19 protein-coding genes are annotated in these 26154 nt (G+C 33.4%); 12 read left to right on the top strand and 7 right to left on the bottom strand.

Translation table 11 applies throughout. The annotated features are described in order from the left end of the window. Positions 1–51 precede the first annotated feature (51 nt). From EG814_RS14505 to EG814_RS14520, 4 genes are read left to right on the top strand one after another with little or no spacing between them, the layout of a single operon-like run. A complete protein-coding gene (locus EG814_RS14505; RefSeq protein ID WP_235830983.1) occupies positions 52–1221 on the top strand; it encodes a DUF262 domain-containing protein in 1170 nt (389 codons plus the stop codon). Continuing rightward, the gene (locus EG814_RS14510; protein WP_125722617.1) at positions 1222–2376 is read left to right on the top strand and encodes an AAA family ATPase; all 1155 of its coding nucleotides are present in this window, start codon (positions 1222–1224) and stop codon (positions 2374–2376) included. Between the two features lie 2 nt (positions 2377–2378). Further along, positions 2379–3230 carry a type II toxin-antitoxin system YoeB family toxin gene (locus EG814_RS14515; RefSeq protein ID WP_206430314.1) on the top strand — a complete coding sequence of 284 codons (852 nt, stop codon included), beginning with the start codon at positions 2379–2381 and terminating at the stop codon, positions 3228–3230. 2 nt (positions 3231–3232) lie between these two features. Then, positions 3233–6265, top strand: a complete 3033-nt coding sequence (locus tag EG814_RS14520; RefSeq protein WP_125722618.1) for a type I restriction endonuclease subunit R — start codon at positions 3233–3235, stop codon at positions 6263–6265. Positions 6266–6402: 137 nt separating this feature from the next. Here the strand turns inward: EG814_RS14520 and EG814_RS14525 are convergent, their stop codons facing one another. From EG814_RS14525 to EG814_RS14535, 3 genes are all read right to left on the bottom strand, one after another. Beyond that, complete coding sequence (locus EG814_RS14525) at positions 6403–6639, bottom strand: hypothetical protein (protein ID WP_125722619.1); 237 nt, start codon at positions 6637–6639, stop codon at positions 6403–6405. A gap of 166 nt (positions 6640–6805) precedes the next feature. Continuing rightward, positions 6806–8608: a glycoside hydrolase family 2 protein gene (locus tag EG814_RS14530; protein ID WP_125722620.1), complete on the bottom strand. Its 1803-nt coding sequence runs from the start codon at positions 8606–8608 to the stop codon at positions 6806–6808. Between the two features lie 378 nt (positions 8609–8986). After that, positions 8987–9592: a 5'-methylthioadenosine/S-adenosylhomocysteine nucleosidase family protein gene (locus tag EG814_RS14535; RefSeq protein WP_125722621.1), complete on the bottom strand. Its 606-nt coding sequence runs from the start codon at positions 9590–9592 to the stop codon at positions 8987–8989. 184 nt (positions 9593–9776) lie between these two features. Here EG814_RS14535 and EG814_RS14540 point away from each other — a divergent pair, with 184 nt between their 5' ends. The 4 genes from EG814_RS14540 to EG814_RS14555 all read left to right on the top strand — a co-directional run bounded on the left by EG814_RS14540 (position 9777) and on the right by EG814_RS14555 (position 12133). Beyond that, complete coding sequence (locus EG814_RS14540) at positions 9777–10340, top strand: DUF6642 family protein (protein WP_125722622.1); 564 nt, start codon at positions 9777–9779, stop codon at positions 10338–10340. A gap of 2 nt (positions 10341–10342) precedes the next feature. After that, positions 10343–11263, top strand: coding sequence for a helix-turn-helix domain-containing protein (locus EG814_RS14545; protein WP_235830984.1), 921 nt, complete (start codon positions 10343–10345; stop codon positions 11261–11263). 70 nt (positions 11264–11333) lie between these two features. After that, positions 11334–11534, top strand: a complete 201-nt coding sequence (locus tag EG814_RS14550) for a hypothetical protein (RefSeq protein ID WP_125722624.1) — start codon at positions 11334–11336, stop codon at positions 11532–11534. 26 nt (positions 11535–11560) lie between these two features. Beyond that, positions 11561–12133, top strand: coding sequence for a pentapeptide repeat-containing protein (locus EG814_RS14555; protein WP_125722625.1), 573 nt, complete (start codon positions 11561–11563; stop codon positions 12131–12133). Positions 12134–12230: 97 nt separating this feature from the next. On the opposite strand, the gene EG814_RS14560 is transcribed toward EG814_RS14555, so the two are convergent. The 4 genes from EG814_RS14560 to EG814_RS14575 all read right to left on the bottom strand — a co-directional run bounded on the left by EG814_RS14560 (position 12231) and on the right by EG814_RS14575 (position 20665). Next, a complete protein-coding gene (locus tag EG814_RS14560) occupies positions 12231–13802 on the bottom strand; it encodes a DUF5123 domain-containing protein (protein ID WP_125722626.1) in 1572 nt (523 codons plus the stop codon). A gap of 38 nt (positions 13803–13840) precedes the next feature. Continuing rightward, positions 13841–15637 (bottom strand): RagB/SusD family nutrient uptake outer membrane protein, encoded by a 1797-nt coding sequence (locus tag EG814_RS14565; protein ID WP_125722627.1) that lies wholly within the window; start codon positions 15635–15637, stop codon positions 13841–13843. 21 nt (positions 15638–15658) lie between these two features. After that, entirely contained in the window at positions 15659–18874 is a 3216-nt protein-coding gene (locus tag EG814_RS14570) for a SusC/RagA family TonB-linked outer membrane protein (RefSeq protein WP_125722628.1), read from the bottom strand. Between the two features lie 624 nt (positions 18875–19498). Further along, the gene (locus EG814_RS14575; protein WP_125722629.1) at positions 19499–20665 is read right to left on the bottom strand and encodes an MFS transporter; all 1167 of its coding nucleotides are present in this window, start codon (positions 20663–20665) and stop codon (positions 19499–19501) included. 103 nt (positions 20666–20768) lie between these two features. Here EG814_RS14575 and EG814_RS14580 point away from each other — a divergent pair, with 103 nt between their 5' ends. The 4 genes from EG814_RS14580 to EG814_RS14595 all read left to right on the top strand — a co-directional run bounded on the left by EG814_RS14580 (position 20769) and on the right by EG814_RS14595 (position 26062). After that, the gene (locus tag EG814_RS14580; protein WP_125722630.1) at positions 20769–21602 is read left to right on the top strand and encodes an AraC family transcriptional regulator; all 834 of its coding nucleotides are present in this window, start codon (positions 20769–20771) and stop codon (positions 21600–21602) included. Between the two features lie 99 nt (positions 21603–21701). Continuing rightward, the gene (locus EG814_RS14585) at positions 21702–22223 is read left to right on the top strand and encodes a DUF3347 domain-containing protein (protein WP_125722631.1); all 522 of its coding nucleotides are present in this window, start codon (positions 21702–21704) and stop codon (positions 22221–22223) included. Positions 22224–22386: 163 nt separating this feature from the next. Further along, a complete protein-coding gene (locus EG814_RS14590; RefSeq protein ID WP_125722632.1) occupies positions 22387–22947 on the top strand; it encodes a helix-turn-helix domain-containing protein in 561 nt (186 codons plus the stop codon). A gap of 583 nt (positions 22948–23530) precedes the next feature. Beyond that, positions 23531–26062, top strand: coding sequence for a heavy metal translocating P-type ATPase (locus EG814_RS14595; RefSeq protein WP_125722633.1), 2532 nt, complete (start codon positions 23531–23533; stop codon positions 26060–26062). The last annotated feature ends 92 nt before the right edge of the window (positions 26063–26154 follow it).

Here is a 26154-nt window from a genome sequence, read left to right on the forward strand (position 1 = left end):
AAGTTCTTTTGAATAAATTAATATTGTAGCTTTGCTTAAAACGCATTAGAAATGGAAGAAAATATTGACCCAAAATTAATAAATTTACTTAATAATTCAGATATGTCTTCTGAAGAACAAGAACCTGTTGAAGAGGAGATCATTGATGATACCATTTTATTAATGGAAAAACCTTTTGATCCCACAAAAATAAACATAGAAACAAAAACACCTTCACTAGACACTTTAATCAAAAGAATACAGTATAAAAGTATTCAAATGAATACCGAATCCTACTTTCAACGCCAAGATGATTTATGGGATAATGTAAAACAAAGCAGATTAATAGAGTCTATATTAATAAGATTTCCTTTACCTGCTTTTTTCTTTGATTCTACAGACGATAACGAATGGTTAGTAGTCGATGGATTACAGAGACTGAGTAGTATCCGTAATTTTTGTGTTGAAAAAAAATTGAAACTTACCAATTTAGAATTTTTGTCGCACCTAAATGGCAAAACATTTGACGAACTGAGCGGTGATCTACAACGTATAATTGAGGAATCACAGGTGGTTATTTACAAAATTATGCCAGGCACACCTACTGATGTAAAATTTAATATTTTTAAGAGAATTAATACTGGCGGTTTAGTTTTAGAATCACAAGAAATAAGACATGCTTTATTTCAAGGCAAACCAGCTGTATTTATAGCTGAATTAGGAAAAAATACTGATTTCTTAAAAGCCACTTATGGAAAAATAAAAACCAATAGAATGTTGGATAGAGATTTTGCTAATCGTTTCTTGTGTTTTTATTTGTTCGGTTATGAAAATTATAGCTCAGATTTAGATACGTTTATGAGTAAAGCGATGGCTGGTATATATGATAAATCGGATGATGAATTAAATAAAATCAAATATGATTTTTCAGAAGCGATGAAATTAGCACACAATATATTTGAAATTGGTGCATTTAGAAAAAATATTGGAAATAACAATAGACTTCCTCCAATAAACAAAGCCTTGTTTGATGCTATTTCAACACAATTTGCTGTTTTAAATGATGAGCAAAGAGATAAATTAAATTTAAAGAAAGAAGATTTCAAAAATGAACTAAAGAATATTTTAGCAAGCGACTCTTTATTTTTCACATCTATAAGTAGTTCAACAGGTGACAAAAATAGAGTATACAAAAGGCATCATACTATTGAGAAACTAATTCAAAAAATAATTTCAGCTTAAATGATACAGACACTGATAATAAATAATTTCAAGTCAATTAAAAGTAAAGCATTTAATTTAAAGAATCTTAATTTAGAATTAGGATTAAATGGAATGGGAAAATCTACATTTATCCAATCCATACTTGCCATCAAACAATCCAAAGATTTAATTGAAGGTAAATTGAATTTAAAAGGCGAATATGTAAATATTGGAACAACAAAAGATGCTTTGTATCAATATGCAAAAAAAGATGAGAATTTATCTTTTGAAATTCAATTTAACGATTCCGACATTTTTTCAATGGAATTTGATTACGAAATTGATGCTGATTATTTTAGATTTGACCCCAAATTAAATATGTATGGGGAAAGTAATGAAGCATTAGAAAAAATTATAAAATCAATATCTAATAGTGATTTCCAATACTTAAATGCAAATAGAATTGAACCAAAATCAATTTATAATAAAAGTTACTCAAATGTCGTAAGTGATAATAACGTTGGAAACAACGGTGAATATACGGCACACTACATAGAAATTCATGGTAATAATGAAGTTTTATTTGATAATCTTTTACATAAAGATACTATTGTAAAGGATACAACTACAAATACAGATATTATTAATAGAACTTTAATAAATCAAATTAATTTATGGATGGGAGAAATTTCGCCTGGTGTAAATGTCAGAACAACATCTATTTCATCTGAATTTGTTTTACTTGAGTATGTTTTCAAGCAGCCAAATTTCGGCAATACAAATCGATTTAAACCAGAAAATGTTGGTTTTGGTATTACTTATGGTTTACCAATTGTTACTGCTTTATTAGCTTCTAAACCTGGTGAACTGATTATTATTGAAAATCCTGAATCTCATATCCATCCACGTGGCCAAGCAGAATTAGGAAAACTTATTGCAAAAACAGCTATGAATGATGTTCAAATAATTGTTGAGACCCATAGTGATCATATTTTAAATGGCATTAGAGTAGCTGTAAAAGAATGTGATATTGATAAAGACAAAGTTGCTATTTTTTATTATGAAAAAATAGTTGAAGCCAGTGAACAATATACTAAAGTTATCGATATTAAAGTTGACAAAAATGGAGAGTTAAGTGAATACCCTAAAAATATGTTAGACGAATGGAGTAATCAATTATTTAAGTTGATGTAATTATGGAAATCTTTTTTAATGAATTATCTGTTTTTCCAACAGTTGGCACTAATGATTTGGCTAGAAAAAAAATAATTGCATTACTTGAAACCATGAAAAGTTTAAAAGAATTTGGTTTTAATATTTTAAGAGTTCATGATAACTTCTATGGGGAAAATTTAAGTTCTGATTATACATTTTCATCTTTTTTTAATGATTCAGAAGTTAGTAATGTTCAAAAATTATTACTAATGAGCCTTGTCAAAAATCCTTTTATAGCAGATGAGGATAGTTTTGAAGCCGAAATGTTTATTAATAACAAATTTGAAACAATAGATCATCTGGGAAATTCAACCTCTCCAGAAGGTGTCGCAATTTCTTTTGTACATGAGGTACCAACTCTAAGTCTATCTGGATTTCCTTTATGGGATGAAAATTATATAAGATTAAATGTTACACAAAATGCAGCGAATAATTCCTCAATTGAAAATGTAATCAATATTTCAAATTCCAATTCTGTAAATACTAATCCAGAATTTATTGAGTGGGTCAAACGTATTACAGCAGAAGACACTCCGTTAAACTCCTATGAAAATATTATTAAAGTATTTCCTTTAGATAAATACGAATTTGATGCAAGAGCAATTAATGAAATAATTTCATGGTATTATGATGACAAAAGATATATAACAAGAATTAAAAATTTGATTGAAGACATTAGAAATGCTCCTTTTGTTGGCGGAGCTGGCTTAACTGAGAACTTAGGTGGAGGTCAGGCATCTAAGAGAATTGTTAAGAAAGATAGGGTTGTCTATACTGTACTTGACAAAAAAATTATAATCCATTCTTGTAAAAAACATTATAACGACAAATAATCATGCCAAGCCAAACGAACGAACAAGCATTAGAATCTGCTATTGAAAAAAAACTCACAGGTTTTTGTCTGGAAGATTTAAAACAAGATGGAAACATTCAAGAACGTAAAGAATTGTATCGTTCTGGCAATGGTTATTACATTGGTTATTCTTCAGATTTCAATACAAAATATGCTATTGATGAAGTTCGTTTTTGGGATTTTCTGGAAACTACTCAACCTGAAGAACTTGCCAAATTGCAAAAACAAAATGACTGGAAACTCAAAATCCTGGAACGGTTTGATCGTTTGGTAAAAAAATATGGAATTTTACGCTTGCTGCGTAAAGGTCTGGAAGTAGATGATGCACATTTTACCTTATTATATGTTTTACCATTAGCAAGTAGCAGTAATGCTGCAAAAGCTAATTTCGAAAATAATCAGTTTAGTGTAACTCGACAAATTCGATATTCTTTGTTGAATCAGAGAGAAGAAATAGACATGGTGGTTTTTGTAAATGGTATTCCTCTTGCTACAATGGAACTCAAAAACCATTGGACAGGACAAAATGCAAAAGTCCACGGTCAAAACCAATATAAAACCAAAAGAGATACTACACAGCCTTTATTAAATTTTGGTCGTTGTATTGTGCATTTTGCGGTAGATACAGACGAAGTTTATATGACTACAAAACTGGATGGTGCAAACACTTTCTTTCTACCTTTCAATTTAGGACATAATTACGGAAAAGGAAATCCTCCAAATCCATTTGGACATAGAACATCTTATCTCTGGGACGAAGTTTTAACACACGAAAGTTTAGCTAATATCATACAGCATTTTGTGCGTTTTGATGGAAAAGAAACAGATGCATTAAATAAAAGGAGTTTGTTTTTTCCTCGCTATCACCAAATGAATGTGGTACGAAAACTAATAGCCAATGCGAGTAAAAATGGTGTAGGACAAACATACTTAATTCAACATTCAGCTGGTTCTGGAAAATCAAATTCTATAACTTGGGCAGCTTATCAATTGATTGAAACCTATCCCGAAAGTGAAACTACTACAGGAAGCAGAGGAATAACAAATCCTCTTTTTGATTCTGTAATTGTAGTTACTGACAGAAGATTATTGGATAAACAACTGCGTGAAAATATTAAAGAATTCTCTGAAGTAAAAAATATTGTTGCTCCAGCCTATTCATCCAAAGAATTAAAAGAAAATTTGGAAAGTGGTAAGAGAATCATCATAACTACTATTCAGAAGTTTCCGTTTATTGTTGATGGAATTGCAGATTTAAGTGATAAACGTTTTGCTGTAATTATTGATGAAGCTCATAGTAGTCAAAGTGGTTCTGCAGCTGACAATATGAATCGTGCTATGGGAAGCAATAATAGCGACGAAGAAGGTGAAGATCCTCAAGACAAGATTTTAGAAATTATGAATTCTCGTAAAATGAGTAAAAACGCTTCGTATCTTGCCTTTACCGCTACACCAAAATCGAATACACTTGAAAAATTCGGAGAAAAACAAGAAGATAGAAAATTTAAGCCATTTCATTTGTATTCAATGAAGCAAGCAATTGAAGAAGGTTTTATTTTAGACGTTTTAGCAAATTATACCACTTATAAAAGCTATTATGAAATTGAAAAATCAATAGAGGATAATCCTTTATTTGACACTAAAAAAGCGCAAAAAAAATTGAGAGCTTTTGTCGAACAAGATAAACAAACAATTGCCATAAAAGCTGATATTATTCTGGATCATTTTATTAGTAAGATTGTCAATACTAAAAAGTTAAAAGGGAAAGCAAAAGCGATGGTTGCTACACAAAGTATTGAATCAGCGATAAAATACTTTTTTGCCCTTAAAAAAATATTAAAGGAAAAGGGAGAGCCATTTAAAGCTGTTATTGCTTTCTCAGGTAAAAAAACTATAGATGGAATAGAATATACTGAAGACAGTATTAATGGTTTTGCAGAAAAAGATACACGAGATAAATTTGATACTGACGAATACAAAATTTTAGTAGTAGCAAATAAATACCTTACAGGATTTGATCAACCAAAACTAACTGCTATGTATGTTGACAAAAAACTTCAAGGAGTTTTAGCAGTTCAAGCATTATCAAGACTTAACAGATCTGCAAATAAATTAGGAAAGAAAACTGAAGATTTGTTTGTTTTAGATTTTTTCAATTCTACTGAAGAAATAAAAAAAGCATTTGATCCTTTTTACACGGCAACATCGTTAAACAAAGCTACAGATGTAAATGTTTTACATGAAATCAAAGCTGTTCTGGATAATATTGGTGTCTATGAATGGTCAGAAGTTGAAGATTTTGTAGATAAATATTTCAAAAAAGTCGATGCTCAATTTTTAAGTCCTATTATTGATGTCTGTGCTGATCGATTTAATAATGATCTGGAATTAGACGAAAGTGAAAAAGCTGATTTTAAAATCAAAGCAAAACAATTTGTAAAGATTTATGGTCAGATGGCTTCTATATTACCTTATGAGGTTATTAATTGGGAAAAGCTGTTTTGGTTTTTGAAATTTTTAATTCCTAAATTAATTATTGTTGATAGTTCGATAGATGCTTTAGATGAATTATTAAATTCAGTCGATTTGTCAACTTATGGTTTAGAAAGAGTAAAATTAAATTCTGCTATTGGCTTGGATGATTCTGAAAGTGAATTAGACCCGCAAAATCCTAATCCTCGCGGAGCTCACGGAACAGATAAAGATGAAGATCCTTTAGATTTAATTATAAATAGTTTTAATGAACGCTGGTATCAAGGATGGGATGCCACTCCAGAAGATCAAAGAGTAAAATTTGTAAGTCTTGCTAAAAGCATGCAAGCTCATCCTGATTTTGTAGAGAAATATTCCGAAAATACGGATACTCAAAATAGAGAAATAGCATTCAAAAAAATATTTGATGATATTATGTCAAAAGAACGGAAAAAGGAACTTGATTTGTATAAAAAACTTACACAAGACGATGCTTTTAGGATTGCGATGCAGGATACTTTGAAAAGAATTCTTAGTGTTTAATTTGATTATTTTAGTTTAAGTAGAGAAAAGAATCTCTACTTAAACTAAAGTGTATTATACACAAAAGTTACTCATACACTTTCTACCCCAACCCTATACAACTCATCCAACAACTCCATTTCATCATTCGGCAATAACTACAAAGCCATTTCAACCAAAATCATAGCATCAGAAAAAGGTTTGGTAGAACTGTCACTTTGGAGCATAGTAACACTTGCCTTTAATAACGCAATAATGATAATATTTAATTCATTGTAACAAGATACATTCAGCGTTGCGGAAAAAGAATCATTATTAGGTTTGAGTTTATTAAAATAGTTTCCTTTATTCATTATTTCTAATAATTCTGTCACGGCTTTTTGTTGTGTTTCCATAATTCTAATTGACGTTTTTTGATAAGTCAAAATTGAATTATTATTTTGAAATACAGGTTATCACACATGATAACTGCTCAAAAAAGTGAAAATAAAATTCAACAAAACCAAAAACCTCCAAAATCAAAAATTTGACTTTGAAGGTTTTTCACTTTATCTAAAACTCTTATTTATACTCCTCTTCTTTCTGCTTATACCAATCTTTCATGACATAAAAAGCTTTCTTTTTAATTCCCTGATCGGAGATTAAACCTTTACGGTTAAAGAAATCCTGAATATCCGGCAATTGTCTTCTTGGAGATCTGAAATCGACTAAAATCCATGGAGAAACTCCCGCTAAGTCTTCGATTCTATTGAACATTTGTGTGTTTTGAATGTACAATTCTTCCTGATATTCTTCGTTCCAACGTTCTTTTTTATCACCATGACGACCTTGCAAAGCCTCTCCGCCAAATTCGCTGACAATAACGGGTTTGTTATACGGAATTACCCATTGCATATCTTTACATGATTCGTTGGTTCCTCTATACCAACCCAAATATTGGTTAAAACTCACAATATCTACATATTCATTCATATTATCATGCAGCGTATTGATATTATTAGAACTTGAAGTAACTTCCATCGCCATACTTATTAAACGAGAATTATCTTGCGTGCGAGCGTATTTAGCCAATTTACTCAAGAAAACATCTCTGTCGGCTCCATGAGGGGTTTCGTTGGCAATGGACCAGATCACGATTCCGCAACGGTTTTTGTCGCGATAAATCATATCGTGCAATTGGCGTTCCGCATTGGCGTACGTATCAGGATTTGTCCAAGAAATGGTCCAATAAACGGGAACTTCAGACCAAATCATTAACCCCATTTTTTCGGCTTCCCTAACCATATTTTCATTGTGCGGGTAATGCGCCAAGCGAACATAATTACAGCCTAATTCTTTTGCCCAACGCAACAGCGTTTTAGCATCATCTTCTGACCACGCTCTTCCCGATCTGAAAGGTGCTTCTTCGTGAATGCTGATTCCGCGTAAAAAGACTTTTTTACCGTTTAGGAGAATTTCTTTCCCTTTGGCTTCAATCGTTCTAAAACCAATTTGATCTACGATATTTTCATCTGCTTTACTTATCGTTACGTCATATAGTTTTGGTTTTTCAGGCGTCCATAAAATCGGATTGGATTTGATTTCAAAATATGCCATTCCTTTGACGTCTGTCGTAACGTTCTTTTTGATTTTCAATTCAGGAATCGAAACCGAAACTGATTGATTGGCTGTTTCGCTATTCAGCTTTATAAAACCTGAAATTTTACCTTTTTCTTTTTTGTCCAATTGAACCAGATAATCTTCGATATAAGTATTCGGAATCTGAGCCAGCGTTACGTCTCTGGTGATGCCGCCGTAGTTCCACCAATCCATGTTTACTGTTGGAACATTGTCTTTATGACGTTTGTTATCGACTTTTACTACTACGAAGTTATTTCCGTCGACTAATAAATCAGATACATCAAAATTGAAAGGCGTATAACCGCCAATGTGCGTTCCAGCCATTTTTCCGTTTACATAAACTTTCGCGTCATAATTCACTGCTCCAAAATGCAGAATTCCTTTGGTTTTGTTGTCTTTTTTATAATTAAAATCTTTCTGAAACCAAACTGTTCCTTCGTAAAAAAACAATCTTTCGTCTTTCGAATTCCAATCAGACGGAATATCCATTGTGGCAGAAGTAGCAAAATTATATTCGGATAATTCTGCGGTATTCCATTTTTTATTTTCGAAGAATCCGTTGTTTTTAAAAGGTTCTAAACGGTAATTATAATATCCATTTTCTAATGGATCTACAATATAACTCCATTTTCCATTTAAAGTAACATTGTTTCTTGACGAAATATTAGTCACTAATGGGATTTCCTGCGCTACCGTTTTTCCAATTAAAAGAAAAGCACAACAAAGCATTGCAATTTTTTTCATAGCTAAAATCATTTTGGTTTTGAAAGGTCTTTAGTTAGTAAAATATGAATTCTATAAAGTTAGAAAGTTTCTTTAAAGCAGTATTAGGTCAACCTCATACATTTGTATAAAATAACCCATCAAATACTTATCAATTTTGCATTTAAGATTTTTTGAGTGATAGTATTTGTTGTTTTTGGATAACAAGAAGAGAAAAAGTTTTTTCAAAATCCGAAGGATTTGCATATTTATAGAATAGAAAAAGCCAAAACGCAATACGACCCCGAAGGGGTCGTATCATAATGCAACAAATTGTATGCTATAAATATTTGAATCCTTTGAATTCTTAGTTATATAAAATTGTTTTTTTTGAATTAAAAAAGTTTAATCTCGATTCTATCAAATTACTTTTGCTTCTTCTCCAATCAATCCTAAAATTTTACCGTAAGTAATCGCAGCTTTATGAACTTGAACCGTCCAATCTTCTGCGGCATTATCATCAGCTCCGTCAGAAATATATTTTAAACTTAAAAACGGAATATTTTCTTTCATGGCAATCACCGCTAAAGCATACGCTTCCATATCAACCACATTGTAAGCGTTTGAACAATGTCCCATTTCGAAATTATCACCTGTTCCGCAGATTCCTTCTGAAAGATTATCCATCAATAAACCGTATTCTAAAACTGGAGGAAGTCCAGAAAGTGGCGTTTCAAATTGTGCAAATCCCAAACCGCGAACGTCCATGTCTCTCTGTACAAATTTGGTACAGCAGATTACCTCGCCTTTTTGAAAACAGCTACTTCCCGCCGATCCTAAATTGATAATTACGGCAGGTTTTTTCTTCTGAATCTGTTTGGCTAATTCGTAAGCCGCATTTACTTTTCCAATTCCGGTAAATAAAACATTTTGTCCTTTAAAAACTTCTGCTGCTTCAGATTCAAGGGCAAAACAGAATAATATATCTTCAACAGCAAAAGATGCTGTTTGGTTAATTTGTATCATGAATAATTTAATTTTCGGTTTACAAAAATACGTTTAAAATTTTATGAGGCTGAAGCAATTATATAAAATCCAAAAAAGACGTTAAAGTCTGTTCTGGATGCGGGATTTTGTTTTAGAAAAAATACTTTTGTTAGAATGAGTATAAAAACAATTTCAATCTTTAAATAATAGAAAGAGAGACTGAATGGATAATGAAAAATTTATTTTCTGCCTTGAAGGCGTCAAAGATATAGACGATCACACACCAACTCATGTGGTAAAATGTCTGGAAGAATTGGCAATTGACCAAGGCATTTCGAGCATTCATAAAACTTGCGATACGATAGAGGGACTTGAAGAAAGTTTGAATATTCTGCTTTATGAAGATCATAATTTTAAGGATTATGAAATCATTTATTTGGCCATGCCTGGACAGCAAAACAATATTTGCCTTCATGATTATTATTACAGTATTGAAGAAATTGCCGAATTGTTTGAAGGAAAAATGAAAGGGAAAATCATTCATTTTGCGAATCTCAAAGTTTTGGATTTAAACGAAGAAGAAGCACAGTATTTCTTAGATATTACTGGCGCAAGAGCGATTTCTGGCTATGGTTCGACCTATAATAAAATTGCAAGTTGCAGTACCATTGACAAGGCTTTTTTTAGTCTATATCAGGAAAATGACAACCTGATTGAAGTCGTTGAAGACCTTTATGCTAAACATTATAATTTGTGTAAATTGCTTGACTTTAGATTATATTATTAAAAATGGAAAAGAAGCAGGCAGAGAAAATAAAAACCTATAGCCCAAAGGGATTCCGAGAGAAGTTTTTAGGAGAAGACAATCCTATTCATTTGCTTTTCAAGTCGAATTCTGATCATTTTTTCTGTCTGGAAATCGAAGAAATCATGCACATGCAGCATCCGGTTCCGTCTTCTAAACATTCCTGCCATACGGTCATTTTCATATCTTCGGGTCAGCACACTATGAAATTGGGATATCAGGAACATATTACCACTGATAATGAAATGATTGTAGTTCCTGCTGGTCAGATTTTTTCGCTTGACAATGTTAACAATATTCATAAAGGCTATATCTGCCAGTTTCATCCCGATATTTTAATTCGAAAATACGGCAGCCGCGAACTGCTGAATGATTTTGATTTTCTAAAAATTTCAGGAAATCCAAAAATCAAACTCGCGCCAGAAGATATTGCTCCAATTACCAATATTTTGGAACGATTGAAAAAGGAATATTCTGAAACAACTGTTACCGATTTCAATATTGTGCAATCGTATCTCATAACTTTGTTTTACGAAATGAATAAAAATTCGGTAAAAGCATCCAAAAGCATTTCGGCTGCAGAAGCTATTACAGCAAAATTCAAAGAATTGATTCATGATCATATCAAAACCCAGCATCAGGTTAATTATTATTCTTCTTTATTAAATGTTACTCCAAACCATTTGAACAAATGCATAAAAACCGTAACAGGAAAATCTGCGGTGAAATGGATTGACGAGAACATATTACTGGAAGCAAAATATTTATTGTTTCAAACGACCCTTTCTGTAGGTGAAATCGCAACACATGTCGGCTTTGAAGATCAATCGTACTTTAGCCGATTTTTTAAAAAAGCAGAAGGAATTTCTCCTATTCGATATCGAAAAATGATTGATAAGTCCTAATTATTGATTATAGAATCCTAACAAATATGCGAGTGTTTTTCAGAAATTTGCTTCCTCAAAAATGCAAATTATGATTTATGTTTTTAAAACTTCCGTTGATAATCAGAGCAAATTCGAATCGGCTTCTGCATTGCTAAATCAATTATTACCAGAATCTCAGTGGAATTTCGATCTTGAAGACTGCGATAATATTTTACGCGTTGACAGTGAATTGGATGTTGCAGCAATACTTCAAAACAATACTATTTTTGAATGTATTGAATTAGAATAAAAATTATATGCCTTCTAAAAAATAAAATGGAATCAAAATTATGTCAAAACCGAACTTTCGAAACCATCGATTATTCGGAACAAAGCTTAGCCAATACCGAATTTGTAAACTGCGAATTCCTTAACTGTAATTTCTCTAAAAGCGATTTAAGCCATAATGATTTTCTCGATTGCACTTTTAAAAATTGCAATATTTCTTTAGCGACTTTACGAAATACCGGCTTGAAAAACATCAAATTTATTGGCTGCAAATTAATGGGATTGGACTTTAGCGCCTGCAATAGTTTTTTATTTGCAATGAATTTTGAAGATTGTATTTTAGACTATTCGACTTTTATTTATAAAAAACTAAAGAAAACTATTTTTGCTGAATGCTCTTTAAAAGAAACAGATTTATCCAATACCGATTTATCTCTAGCTGTTTTTAAAAACTGTGATCTTTCTGGTGCTACTTTTGTGGATAGCATTTTAGAAAAAACCGATTTTAGAACTTCTAGAAATTATGCTTTTGATCCAGCAGAAAATAAAATTAAAGGCACCAAGGTTTCCCATACAGCACTTGCAGGTTTGCTTCAAAAATTTGATTTTTCTATCGAATAGTAATTTAGTTTTTAGTTGCTCTCTACGGATGAAAATAAAAAGCGGGATTACAAACTAAATTGTATCCCGCTTTTCCTATTTAATCAACCACGATTTTTTATTTTAACCAACGAGGGTCTCCAATATTATTATCAATTAAGGTCTGATTTTTAACTGTAAAGTCTCCTTTTGCAGCATCTACAAACTGTGGGTTTGCCGTTGTTGCAGACGCATCAATTTTATTATTGACTATGGCATCATCAACAAAACTAGTCGCCTCAGAATAGTAGTTTCTGCTAAATGTTGGCATTGTAGTAGAAGGCTGATTGGTATAAATTGCAGATGTCGACGCAATTAATGTGTTTTTTACTGTTGAGGTATTGTTTCCAAAACGAACATATAAAATTCTCTTTGGAGCAGCCGTATTTGAGACTGCATATAATGTACAGTTTTCAATTAATGTATTGGTAGTTAAGCCAGTTCCCGACAAACCACCGTTTGAGGTAGCAACCGCATCTACTCTTATAAAATCACGTCCCGTTGAGCAAGAATTGAATGTACTGTTTTTAAGAACTATACTCGCTACGTATGTGGCTCTGAAATCAATGAAATCTGCTCCTGCGTTTGTATTCACATTTTTAATTATGCTATTGTCTACCGTAAACGAATTCAACCTAGCCGTTTTTGCATTTGCGGCAATCAAAGCACGCGTATAATCATGAATTGTACTGTTGCTTATTAGAAAATCTCCGTAATTAGCGTTTGCGCCATCAATTGTAATGACTGCTGCATTTTCCATTCCAGTTCCGTCCAAATCTAAATCTATTAAAGATAAGTTTGCTGTGCCTGCGTTAGCCGTAAATTTTACATGCAATTTTGGTTTATCGCCAGGACGTAATCCTCTTAAGGTAATTGACTTATTCAACTCAATTTCTCCTTTAAAAATTTGATAATCTCCAGGCATTAAAACCAATATTGAGCCAGCTGCCGCTTCTGCGATTTTAGCATTTAAATCATCTTCTGGTTTAATTAAAATTCCTGTTCCAATATCAATTCCTGTTGTAAAAGTTACTACTCCTCTTTTCTTTGTACTATTTAATAATGTTGCAGTATAAGGAGTTTCACCTGTTAGCCCTGTTATAGTAGCAACTCCAGCTGTTTTCTCTGCCGCTGTAATCGTATGCATAATATCACCTGGCGCAATGGTTATTTGTGTCACAGCGCTATTTGGAGTCCATCTTAGTGTAACCTTTTTCGCGTCGATATCCACATCTTGAACGGGAAAGAAAATTTGTTCAGTTAATGTTGTTGCCGTTGTAACAGACCACTTAGAATCATCTAGCTGTGTAGAGCCAATTGCTTTTACTCTAATAGAATAAACTGTTTCTCCTTCTAATGCAACTTGTATAGGAAGTTCTGTTGGCGCTACATTTAGTGTTTTGTAGATCGTCTTAAATTCTGGATCATCTGCACTAAACTCAACCACATAATGATCTGCATCTTCTTTTACAGTCCAGTTTAACTCTACTGAAGTTTGATTTCTAACAGTAGCTTTAAGTCCGATTGGAGAAAACGCTCTGTTTACATCCAAATTTTCAATGACAGCCTCATTATAGGTTTCACAACTTGACAAAGTAAGCATGAGTACTAATGTGGCAATTAATCCTTTTACTATATATTTTGTTTTCATAATACTTATTAGTTTCAGTAAGTTTAATACCCTAATCATTAGTTAGCATACCCATAATCATTAGTCAGCATTCCATTGCTTCCATCCAGAAATACCTGCCAGATCGGCCAAAATTGTCTATTATCTGGATTAGCTCCTGGCTTGTATAAAGTACTGATCTTAGTTTCCGCAGTTGCTCCTGTCCAAGTCCACGGAAACTGAGTGTAATCTGCACCAGGATTTGCTGTTTCTCCACGATTAAGTCCGTAAATATCCAAGCTTACATTATCTGTTTGGTATTTATAATATAGTACAGCTGGAACATCTGTATAACTACCTGTTCGATCTGCCAATTGTCTCATTTTAACTTTTGCCTCATCTAATTTTGCTTTCAGCAAATTCCAACGAATAAGCGCTTGTTTACGCTCCATTTCGCCTGTAAACTCATATTTATTTTCATTAACAAGAGCATTAAACATCGCTTGTTTAGAAGTTAATCCATTTACATAATTTTCAACTTTTACAGGGTGCGCACTTGTTGGAAATGCTCTTTTTCTAATTTCTTTTAGATAAGGAGCTGCAGCCGCAGGGCCTTCCAATTCATTAGCCGCTTCTGCCGCGATTAAAAGAACCTCAGCATATCTCATGTAAATTTTATTTACACCATCATCATTTGATGAGGTAACAAAACGGGTCATCCATTCGTAACGATATTTACCGAAATACCAAGTATTTAATGCCCCTAATTCTTGTTTGGCAATATTGTTTACTGCCGTGCCATATTTGTAAGGAACACAAGTTACATCTCTTCTAGTATCTTCTTGATCATAATCATAAAACACGGTTGGAAGAGGCCCCGCAGATCCTCCACGATTTGCTCCATTTGCATGAAATTGATCATTTGTCGTATGACGAACCGCAAACGTAAACAGCATACGTCCTCTACCGTCAGCAAAAGGAAGTTCCCAAAGAGACTCACCTCCTGCGGTAACATTTTCTTGATTGTATTTTTTCCAAAAAGTCTCAAATGAAGATTCTAAATGGGCAGATCCGCTTGCGATAACCGAACGAGTTTCTGACAAAGCTAGCGCATACATCCTAGCGACTGACAATTCTGGATCTGTACTTCTTCTAATACCATCAGGATACTGCTGATAACCGCTTGCAGCCATTGCTAAACGAGCGCGAAATCCTTTTACAAATGCTTTATTGATTCTTTCTACTGTACTAGTAGCACTACTCTCGCCTGGCCAAGGAACTAATGTTGAAGCTTCAGCCAAATCATTAAGCAACTGTTTGTAAATTACGTCTCTACTCGTTTTTGCAATATAAAGTGTAGCATTGTTTACTGGTTCAAATCTTGCGGGAACATCTCCCCAAGTTTTGAGTAAATCGGCATAATAAATCGCTCTTAATGTTAATGCTTCTCCCAATAAATATCCTAATTGTGACCCTGGTTGTGGATCACCATAAGTACGCAAACCTCTAATAGCGATGTTAGCACGTTCGATACCAGAATACATCATGGCCCAAGCATTGTTTGTTGTATTCATCTGCGAGTTGTTCGGCTGCGCATCATAAGTACATAAATCTGATGCATCACTAACGGTCTGCGAAGAATTGTACCATTCTGTATCAGTGTTTAGCCCATAGAAAGGAAGAAAACGACCTCTATAAGAGTTAGTTTCTGCAAATGGAACTTTAATTCCGTCAATTGCTCCTTCAGCCAGTCCCGGACTAGAAAAAATAACGGACTCATCTAATGTTGATTTTGCTGGAGCGTCTAAGTAATCATCTGAGCAGGAAGTAAAAAGGCTTACCAGTGCAATTCCTGCAAATAATATTTTATGTTTCATCTTTGTGAAAGTTTTACTGAATTAAAAATTAAGGTTTAAACCAAATATCAACTGTCTGCTTCTTGGATAAGCAGAATAATCCACGCCAGGAGTAAGCGGAGTATTTCTTCTTGTTGAAACCTCTGGATCTGGGCCTGAATATTTAGTCCAAACAAAAACATTACTAGCTGTAAGGTAAAATCTTAACTTAGAAACACCTAATGCAGAAGTTAGTTCATTTGGTGTGTTATACCCCAAGCTTAAAGTATTTAGTCTTAAGAAAGATCCATCTTCAACAGCCCAGTCACTAAAAACATAACGAGGCATATAAGGAGACCACATTGTAGTGTTTGCATTTAAAGCTGTTAAAGCTGCAGGATCTGTAACTAACTGTCCTGTATTTGCATCAATATTTGTCCATCTTGTGCCATCGGCCATTTCAGAATTTAAATTTCTATATTGTCCATTTGGAACCGATGTTGCAAACTCAACTTTATTAGCATTATAAATATCATTTCCAATACTATAGCTAAAAGCAGCCGAAAGATCAAAACCATAAGCATTTGCATTCAGTACAAAACCTCCTGTTGCTTTAGGATTAGCGTTTCCGATAACCGTAAGGTCGTTAGCCGTAACTTTACCATCGCCATCAATATCTTTTAGTTTCATAGCGCCTGGTTTCATTGGACCAACAATAGTGGTACCATCTGCAACTCCACTTTTTAAAGTGTATGTTCCTCCATTATAATCAAAATCTGAAACTTCATAACGTCCATCGCTTTTGTAACCATACATTAAACCAATTGGCTGACCCATGTTTACTTGATAGTCGTTTCCGATTGCTGTTGAAGCCCATCCTGAAGCCCAACCAAAATTATTCATTACGCCAAGCGAATTAATTCTATTGGTATTAAATCCAGCGTTAAAAGATAAACTTACTCCATATTTTTCTTTTTCTATTAGGTTAAGATTCAAAGTAGCCTCAACTCCACTGTTCTGAACTTCACCCATATTTCTGTACTGAGAATCATAACCTCCTCCAGAAATTGGGAAGTTGATCAATAAATCTTTTGTGATATTTTTATAAAACTCAACAGATCCTGTTACTTTATTTTTAAACAAGTCAAAATCTAAACCAATGTTCTGTGTTACTGTAGTTTCCCATTTCAAATCTGGATTCGCCATAATTTTTGAAGAGGCCCAAAAATTATCTACCCCATTAATCCAAGTCGTTGTAGAAGATACAAAGCTTTGAACCATTTGTCCTGTTGGAATATTATTGTTACCAGCCTCACCATAACTCACTCTTAATTTAAGCAAATTGATCCATGAAGCATTTTTCATAAATTCTTCTCCAGAAATTTTCCAAGCTGCTGCTGCTGCTGGAAAGTATCCCCATTTATTACCTTCAGAAAATTTACTAGAACCATCTGCTCTGTATGTTGCTGTAAATAAGTAACGATCTTTGTAATCATAATTTACACGTCCAAAAAACGAAAGCAATTTATCATCTGGAAAGTAGAAATTATCAACCGAAATTGGTGTTCCTTGAGTCGTTAGTTTTTTTGCATCCTCTAAGTCAAAAGACAATGGAAATCCGTGGATCGTATTAGTTAAGTCATTTCTTTTATAATCAATTGACTCTTCACCTACAAGGATTTTTAAAGAATGATCTTCGCCAACTATTTTTTTCATATCATAATTAAGCGTATTTGCATTTCTAAAACGCGTATCCTTTCTATCTCCCATAAACATAGCTGGCATACCTTGTCTTTCTGCTGCAGGAGTATTTTTTACGTAGTACGTTGTACGCCCATAGTAACGATAATCTTGGTAATTGTAGTTATCTAAACCTAATTCTGTTTTGAAAATCAAATCTGGAGTAAATTTCCAAGAAAAACTACCCAGCATGTTAAAGTTTTTTCTAAACTGCTGACGGTTATTGTCTGTGATGACTACAAAAGGATGCGTTAAATTATCAGCAACCGCCTCATCTGTATCATCTGTTGTTAAGCCAGGAACTGGAATCGGGGCATATCCTACAACATTTTTTAAACGAGAATCGGCAGAGGAAACTTCATTTTGCTCATTCATACCCGCACCATTGATCTCAGTATCAGAATAACGCATTGTAAAACTTAAATCTATTTTATCAGAAGCTTTACTATTTAAAGCAAGAGACAAGTTATTTCTATTAAAATCTGAACCCATCATAATCGCTTTTTCATCATAATGCGCATAGTTAAAGTTATAATTCATTTTCTCGCTTCCACCTCGAATCGATAAATCACGGCTTTGGACTTCACCTGTACGTCCAAAAATTTGCTTCTGCCAATTATTCCCTTTCATGCCTTTGTACATGTCATAGTCTTGCCATGCTCCAAAATATTTTTCGTAAGAGCTTATATCTGTATTGTCTTTAAGCAATGCATATTCATACTGCCATTTAACATAGTCTTCTGGAGATGTAACACCAATAGTGTTGGCCATCTTTTTCATTCCGTAAAACATATTAAAATTTACAGCTATTTTACCATCTTTACCTTTTTTAGTAGTTACAATAACAACTCCGTATGCTCCTCTTGAACCGTAGATTGCAGTAGAAGATGCATCTTTTAATATGGTCATTGTTTCAATATCAGAAGAAGAGATATCATTAATATTGTTTACAGGAAATCCATCTACGATATACAACGGAGACGCATCTTGTGTTAACGAACCATTTCCACGAATTCTAATTTGAACATTTGAATCTGGAGATCCTTCAGAAGAAGTTACCTGTACTCCGGCAATACGACCAGTTAAAGCTTCTGCAACATTAGGAACTGGAATCTTGCGTGCTTCACTTCCAGAGAATGTAGCAACTGCCCCAGTCAAATCAGATTTCTTAGAAGTTCCGTATCCAATTACAACAACTTCATTTAAATTATTAGAATCTTCAGACAAAGTTGCATTTACTTTTGTTTTTCCTTCAGCTGAAACATCAACTGTTTTAAATCCTATAAAAGAAAAACTTAAAACCGCTTTTGGGTTAGTAAGCTTTATTTTATAATGTCCGTCAAAATCGGTAGAAGTACCGTTCTTAGTTCCTTTTTCTAAGACGTTTACCCCAGGAAGAGAAAGTCCCGCGGCATCCTTCACGGTTCCCTCTATCGTTGTGCCCTGTGCGTGTAATTGACTACCGATCAATAAGCACAGTAAGAAAACAAGTTTAAAGCAAAAATTTGCTCCTTTGTTTAATAGTTCTTTAAAGTTCATGGTTGATTGTTTAAGTTATTAATGTTTTTCTTTTTGGTTTAAGTGGTTTTTTGTGGTTACTTTCAATTCATTATAGAGTTAATTTTTGTGGTTTTATTTTAACAATATTTTTTTTATACCTGTATTAAAGCTTTAGGATTATTGCATTTTTAACCCTTTTAACTTAATCGATTTCGAAACAAATAAAAAAGTTGTAATCGATTACACAAACATAGATATTTTTTTGAAACGAAAAATAAAATTTCATAAAAATTTCATAAAAAAAATTACGAATTAAAAATTATATCCGTTTTTTATGAGACATATATAATTTATGCCAACATAAAATATTAAATATATTATTATTAATCGTTCATTTGATTCGATTTTTGCAAAAAAAACAATCGATTACAAGAATTTTAATTAAGAAATTATTAGGTGTGAATTCTACACTTAAAAAGTTAAAATAGTGCTAAAAATATTTTCCTTATTGAAATTTATCAGCTCTATTTTATAGAGATTTTACTTATAAATTAATTCCAATAAGAATCAAAAGGTTGTTTTGACCATAAGTTTTCTTATTTTCTAAAACAAAAAAAGCCCTTAAACAAAAGTTAAGGGCTCAAAAGAATATGATTTTTAAAGTTAGATAGGCTGTACTCGAACTTGTTTTTGATGTAATCTCATCAAAATGAAAGTAATAATCATTCCGATCATTGACATTATAACTCCTATAAGGTTTGGAGAAGAATAACTAAACCCAGCCGCCAATGGTAAGCCACCAAGAAAAGCGCCTAAAGCATTACCAATATTAAAACTTCCTTGAAGTGATGCGGAAGCAATCATCTCTGCTCCTTTTGCTGTACGAATCATCAGCATTTGAATTGGCGCAATAACCGAGAATGAAATAGCTCCAGTTAAAAAAGTCAAGAATAAAGACATATATTGGTTGGATGAAAAGAAGTAGACCAAAATTAAATCGATAGACATTACAAGCAACAAAGCCAGAGTTGTAGGAGCAGGCGAAAAACGATCTGCTAGTTTACCTCCCACAAAATTTCCCACAACCATTCCTAATCCCGCTAAAATTAAGATTGAAGAAACATCTTCTGGCGAAAATTTAGAAACATTAATTAATAAAGGTGCAATATAACTGATCCAAGCAAATAGTCCTCCAAAACCAATTGCCGTAATTCCTATGATTAGCCAAGCTTCGGTTTTCTTAAAAAACTGAAGTTGCGTTTTCATATTTACGCTTTCTCCTTTTTCAAGATTTGGCATCCACAAATAAATGGCTAAAAAGGTCAATAAGCCAACAATAGCAATTAATACAAAAGTATAGCGCCAGATAAAATGGTGTCCTATATAAGTACCGATCGGCACACCAATTAAATTAGCAATAGTCAAACCAGCAAACATTATAGAGATTGCCTGCGCTTCCTTGCCTTTATCTGCCAAACGGCTTGCGACTACCGCACCCACTCCGAAGAATGCTCCGTGAGGCAATCCAGATAAAAATCGAGAAGCAAAAAGAACATTATAATCGGGTGCAATAATTGACAAAGCATTAAAAACTGCTAGCATTAAAGCTAAAATTAAAAGCATTTTTTTAGGCGCATAATTTCTTCCTGCGATTACTAATAAAGGTGCTCCAATAACAACTCCAAGCGCGTAAGCCGAAATTAAATATCCAGCAACGGGAATGGAGACTTTCATATCTGAAGCAATATCTGGGAGTAATCCCATTATTACAAATTCTGTAATTCCAATAGTTAACCCTCCTAAAGAGAGTGCAATAAGACTTTTTTTCATTTTAAATTACTGTAGAAAGGAATAGATTTCTACACTACAAATTTAAGGTCGTTAAGCTGGAAATAAATTGTAAATTTGTGATATAAAATTGTACATTTAAGTTATGCCAAAATTAAATCAGTTTAAAACGCTTGTTCTTGATGAATTTGAAGAAGAGAAATTTCATCTTCCTCCGCATACTCATACGTATTACGAAATCATTTATATAAAAAAAGGAAGTGGTGTTCATCATTTGAACAACAACCTGTTACCTTATAAAGCAGGAGACTTATTTGTTATTTCGCCAGATGATGAACATTATTTTGATATAAAGAAAAGCACCCGATTTATTTTCATCAAATTCACTGATAATTATTTCAACTCTAAACAGAATTTAACCTGCGATGAGTTCTTGGTTAATACTCCCGAAAGTTTCATGAGAGATAAGATCTTAAAAGAAACGGTTTTGAAGTTTGATGAACCTTGCAAAACGATTCTCAAAAATACCGTCGAAAATATTGTAACCTACGATCGTTATATTGATGTTACGTCTTCTCCAATTGTTTTCTACCAGATTCTTTCCATCTTTGGATTAATCAAAGAAACAATTCGAGGCATGAATCTGCAGATGAAATCGACACATCTAGATAATGAGCAAATTGCTAATTATATTCATCAAAATATTTATCAGCCAAAACTAATTCAAGTAAAAATAATTGCAGAACACTTTAATATTGCGCAAACCTATTTTAGCGCTTATTTTAAGAGAACTTTCAGCATTAGTTATCGCGAATACATTCATAATTTGAGAATGGCTTTAATCGAAAAAAGATTTCACAACAATCAACTGCCAATCAAACAGATTGCGTACGAATTTGGCTTTACAGACGAAAGTCATTTGACAAATTATTTCAAGAAACGCAAAAACATGAAACCAACCGATTTTAAGAAACTCTAGTTATCGAAATCATAAAAATATATTCTTCGGATATTTTTTAACTAAATTTGAATCACAATTCAATAATCTTAATTTATTCAAACATTTTAATACATAAAAATGAAAAAATCAATCATAGCAATAGCAACAATAATTACTTTATTATTTTCTGCAAATAATATTCAGGCAAAAGCAATCGATACAACAAACAAAGTGGTTGAGGCAAGTCAGCTGCAATCGGTTTATGATTCTTATTTTGCCGTAAAAGACGCGCTTATAAAAAGTGACAGCAAACTGACTTCGGCGAAAGCTTCAACTTTATTAACTGCAATTAATGCAGTGAAAATGGACAAATTAAAAAGCAATGAGCATACGGTTTGGATGAAAGTGGTAAAAAAACTGACTGCTGATGCTAAAAGTATTGCTGCCACAACAGATCTTAAAAAACAGCGCGAAACTTTTAAATCGCTTTCTAAAAACACTTACGCTTTGATAAAAGTTTCTAATCCAGACCAGCCAATTTACAAACAATATTGCCCAATGGCCGATGCCGACTGGTTAAGCAAAGAAAAAGCAGTAAAAAACCCTTATTACGGTTCTTCTATGCTGACTTGCGGCAATGTGGTAGAAACGATTAAATAAATTCTTTGAAGATTTTTTAAACACATAGAATCATAGTTATTGAAAGCTTGGATTAGGCGTTTCACTTCTTTAAGTTCACATAGCTATGTGTAGAGAGATGAATTTCTCTTATATTCTTTGAAAAATAAAATTCTATGTTTCTATGTGTTAAAAATAGAAAATTATGAAACTATACATCAAAAATATGGTGTGCAGCCGATGCATAATGGTGGTGAAGTCTGAGTTAGAACAACTTGGCCTTCACCCCATTTCTGTTGCATTGGGAGAAGCTGAAATTGAAGAAGAAATCAATGATAATCAAAAAGATATTTTATTGAAGAACCTACAATCTATTGGTTTTGATTTAATCGATGATAAAAAAACGAAGACAATTGAGAAAATAAAAAACCTGATAGTAGATTTGGTTCATCACAAAAACAACGATCTAAAAATCAATCTTTCAGATTATTTAGCAGAAAACCTCAATCAAGATTATAATTCATTAAGCAATTTATTTTCTGAGGTTGAAAACACTACAATCGAAAAATATTTCATTAGTCAGAAAATTGAAAAAGTAAAAGAACTATTGATTTACGATGAACATTCGCTTAGCGAAATTGCCGACATCTTAAACTACAGCAACGTCGCACATTTAAGCAATCAATTCAAAAAAATTACTGGCTTTACTCCTACTGGTTTTAAACAGTTGAAAAATAAAAACCGAATTCAATTGGAGAATTTGTAGTTAAACGCTAAGATTTTTTTAACAGCAAAGAGCGCAAAGAGTTGCGCAATCCCGATAGCTATCGGGAGCAAAGTTTTTTTAAGCTTTGCGAACCTTTTTTCATAAATTTATTAAGCACAAAGATTAAAACCATAGCCCAAGGTTTTAACCTTGGGTACATGCAGGGAGGAAATTCGTTGCGTACCCAAGGTTGAAACCTTGGGCTATGTCCCTCTCGCAAAGCCACAAAAGCGCAAAGTTTTGTTTCACGCAGATTTCGCAAATTACAGCAGATTTAATTTTATCTTTTATTTTTAAAATCTATTCTTATTTGCTTAAATCATTTTAAATCTGTGTGAAACAAAACTTTGCGACTTCGCCTCTTTGCGCGATTAATTCAATCCAGTAAAAACTTTGTGAACTTTCTAAAATATTAAAAAATAAAATCTTTGCTCCCGATAGCTATCGGGATTGCGTAACTCTCTGCGCCCTTTGCTGTTTAAAACCCGTATCTTAGTAAATCTTACAAATCATTCCCAAAATTATACAAACCGAACCAATTCATAGTTCGGAAATTTGCATTGTAACCAAAAAGAACAAAGCAATGAAACATCAATATATAATTTCGGGAATGTCTTGCAACGGATGTCGAACCAAAGTAGAAAAAACGTTGAACGAAGTAGAAGGCGTTCAGGCAGAAGTAACATTGAGTCCGCCAACAGCGACCATTACAATGGAAAACCATGTTCCAACAGAAAAATTTCAAGAGGTTTTAGCTGCAACGGGAAATTATACTATCGAGATGGATTCTCCTAAAAATAAAGGTGAAGCAGTAAAATCCTGCTGTTCAGGTCATAAAAAAGAAAGTCACGACCATCATAAAAAAGAAACTAAAAAAGTCTATCAACATAGTGCAAATGGCGTTTATTATTGTCCGATGCATTGCGAAGGCGACAAAACTTATAACAAACCTGGAGATTGTCCCGTTTGCGGAATGGATTTAGTTCCTCAGATTACTGTTTCTTCAGTCCAATTTACTTGCCCGATGCATCCAGAAATAGTTTCAAACGAACCAGGCGACTGTCCGATTTGCGGAATGGATTTGGTTCCGATGCAGGCTTCTGAAAGCGAAGAAAACAAAACGTATTCTGATTTATTGAAAAAAATGAAAATTGCGATAGCCTTCACGCTTCCGATTTTCACTATTTCAATGTCAGAAATGATTCCAAACAATCCGCTGTACAATATAATGTCTATTGAAAAATGGAATTGGGTTCAGTTTCTGTTTTCAATTCCAGTTTTGTTTTATGCGGGATGGATGTTTTTCGTCCGTGCTTACAAATCGATTGTAACTTGGAATTTAAACATGTTTACGCTAATCGGAATCGGAACCAGCGTGGCATTCTTATTTAGTATTGTCGGGATGTTTTTTCCTGATATTTTTCCAGCCGAATTCAAATCGCATCACGGGACGATTCATTTGTATTTTGAAGCCGCAACCGTAATCATCACTTTAGTTTTATTGGGACAATTATTGGAAGCAAAAGCGCACGGACAAACCAATGGCGCTATAAAAGAACTTTTAAAACTTGCTCCAACTGAAGCGACTTTAGTAGAAAATGGAAATGACAGAATAATTTCAATCCACGATATCAAAAAAGGTGATTTACTTCGTGTAAAACCTGGAGAAAAAATTCCCGTTGACGGAAAAATAACTGCTGGCGAAAGCAGTATAGACGAATCTATGATTACCGGAGAACCAATTCCCGCAGATAAAAAAATCGGAGACTCCGTGATTTCTGGAACTATAAACGGAACCAAATCTTTTGTAATGGTTGCCGAAAAATTAGGCTCAGAAACGATGCTTTCGCAAATTATTGAAATGGTAAATAATGCTAGCCGTTCCCGCGCTCCGATTCAGAAATTGGCAGATCGCGTTTCTAAATATTTCGTTCCGACTGTTGTGATCATTTCGGTTTTGACCTTTTTTCTTTGGGCAAAATTCGGTCCTGAACCTGCTTATGTGTACGGATTAATTAATGCGATTGCGGTTTTGATTATCGCTTGTCCATGTGCTTTAGGATTAGCAACTCCAATGTCGGTTATGGTTGGCGTTGGAAAAGGCGCGCAGCACGGAATTTTAATTAAAAATGCTGAAGCACTGGAAAACATGAACAAAATAGATGTTTTAATTACCGACAAAACGGGAACCATTACGAAAGGAAAACCATCTGTCGAAAAAATATTTGCTTCAAATAATGACGAAGATTTACTACTTCAAAACATTGCTTCTTTAAACCAACATAGCGAACATCCTTTGGCGCAGGCCGTTGTGAATTTCGCGAAAGCTAAAAACATCTCCACAAAAGAAGTTCAAGGTTTTGAAACCATTTCTGGAAAAGGTGTTTTGGGAACTATCGAAAACCAAAAAATCGCTTTAGGAAATAAAAAACTGATGGAGCAAATTGACGCTTCTGTTTCTGAAGATTTAGAAAATAAAGTTGTTGCCGAACAAAATCTTGGAAAAACAGTTTCGTACATTTCTATTGAAAAAACGGCAATAGGTTATGTAACCATTACCGACGCTATAAAAGAAAACAGTGCCAAAGCGATCAAAGAATTAATTGATCAAGGTGTTGAAGTCATTATGCTAACAGGCGATAACAAAAATACTGCAAAAGCTGTGGCCGATCATTTGCATTTGAGTTCTTTTAAAGCCGATTGCCTTCCGGAAGATAAACTCAAAGAAATTCAACGTTTGCAAGCCGAAGGAAAAATTGTTGCAATGGCGGGCGACGGAATCAATGATGCTCCAGCTTTGGCGCAATCCAATATCGGAATTGCGATGGGAACCGGAACAGACGTTGCGATTGAAAGCGCTAAAATTACTTTGGTAAAAGGCGATTTAAACGGAATTGTAAAAGCTAAAAATCTAAGTCACGCTGTAATGTCGAATATTAAACAGAACTTATTTTTTGCTTTTATTTACAATACTTTGGGCGTACCGATTGCGGCGGGAATTTTATATCCTGTTTTCGGAATTCTGCTTTCGCCAATGCTAGCGGCAGTTGCCATGAGTTTAAGTTCAGTTTCTGTAATTGTGAATGCATTGCGATTGCGAAATCTAAAATTATAGGTTGGGGCGAAATTATTTTTAACATATAGAAACATTCCCGATAGCTATCGGGATTGAATTTTAAATAAAATGAAAGAGAAAAAACTAGTTTC

This window comes from Flavobacterium ustbae (assembly GCF_003946915.1).
Classification (GTDB): domain Bacteria; phylum Bacteroidota; class Bacteroidia; order Flavobacteriales; family Flavobacteriaceae; genus Flavobacterium; species Flavobacterium ustbae.

Coding starts and splice junctions, on each gene's coding strand:
- EG814_RS14565 (WP_125722627.1), bottom strand. CDS start 15,637: ATGAAACATAAAATATTATTTGCAGGAATTGCACTGGTAAGCCTTTTT.
- EG814_RS14540 (WP_125722622.1), top strand. CDS start 9,777: ATGGATAATGAAAAATTTATTTTCTGCCTTGAAGGCGTCAAAGATATA.
- EG814_RS14595 (WP_125722633.1), top strand. CDS start 23,531: ATGAAACATCAATATATAATTTCGGGAATGTCTTGCAACGGATGTCGA.
- EG814_RS14560 (WP_125722626.1), bottom strand. CDS start 13,802: ATGAAAACAAAATATATAGTAAAAGGATTAATTGCCACATTAGTACTC.
- EG814_RS14535 (WP_125722621.1), bottom strand. CDS start 9,592: ATGATACAAATTAACCAAACAGCATCTTTTGCTGTTGAAGATATATTA.
- EG814_RS14545 (WP_235830984.1), top strand. CDS start 10,343: ATGGAAAAGAAGCAGGCAGAGAAAATAAAAACCTATAGCCCAAAGGGA.
- EG814_RS14530 (WP_125722620.1), bottom strand. CDS start 8,608: ATGAAAAAAATTGCAATGCTTTGTTGTGCTTTTCTTTTAATTGGAAAA.
- EG814_RS14505 (WP_235830983.1), top strand. CDS start 52: ATGGAAGAAAATATTGACCCAAAATTAATAAATTTACTTAATAATTCA.
- EG814_RS14580 (WP_125722630.1), top strand. CDS start 20,769: ATGCCAAAATTAAATCAGTTTAAAACGCTTGTTCTTGATGAATTTGAA.
- EG814_RS14585 (WP_125722631.1), top strand. CDS start 21,702: ATGAAAAAATCAATCATAGCAATAGCAACAATAATTACTTTATTATTT.
- EG814_RS14510 (WP_125722617.1), top strand. CDS start 1,222: ATGATACAGACACTGATAATAAATAATTTCAAGTCAATTAAAAGTAAA.
- EG814_RS14515 (WP_206430314.1), top strand. CDS start 2,379: ATGGAAATCTTTTTTAATGAATTATCTGTTTTTCCAACAGTTGGCACT.
- EG814_RS14520 (WP_125722618.1), top strand. CDS start 3,233: ATGCCAAGCCAAACGAACGAACAAGCATTAGAATCTGCTATTGAAAAA.
- EG814_RS14570 (WP_125722628.1), bottom strand. CDS start 18,874: ATGAACTTTAAAGAACTATTAAACAAAGGAGCAAATTTTTGCTTTAAA.
- EG814_RS14575 (WP_125722629.1), bottom strand. CDS start 20,665: ATGAAAAAAAGTCTTATTGCACTCTCTTTAGGAGGGTTAACTATTGGA.
- EG814_RS14550 (WP_125722624.1), top strand. CDS start 11,334: ATGATTTATGTTTTTAAAACTTCCGTTGATAATCAGAGCAAATTCGAA.
- EG814_RS14590 (WP_125722632.1), top strand. CDS start 22,387: ATGAAACTATACATCAAAAATATGGTGTGCAGCCGATGCATAATGGTG.
- EG814_RS14525 (WP_125722619.1), bottom strand. CDS start 6,639: ATGGAAACACAACAAAAAGCCGTGACAGAATTATTAGAAATAATGAAT.
- EG814_RS14555 (WP_125722625.1), top strand. CDS start 11,561: ATGGAATCAAAATTATGTCAAAACCGAACTTTCGAAACCATCGATTAT.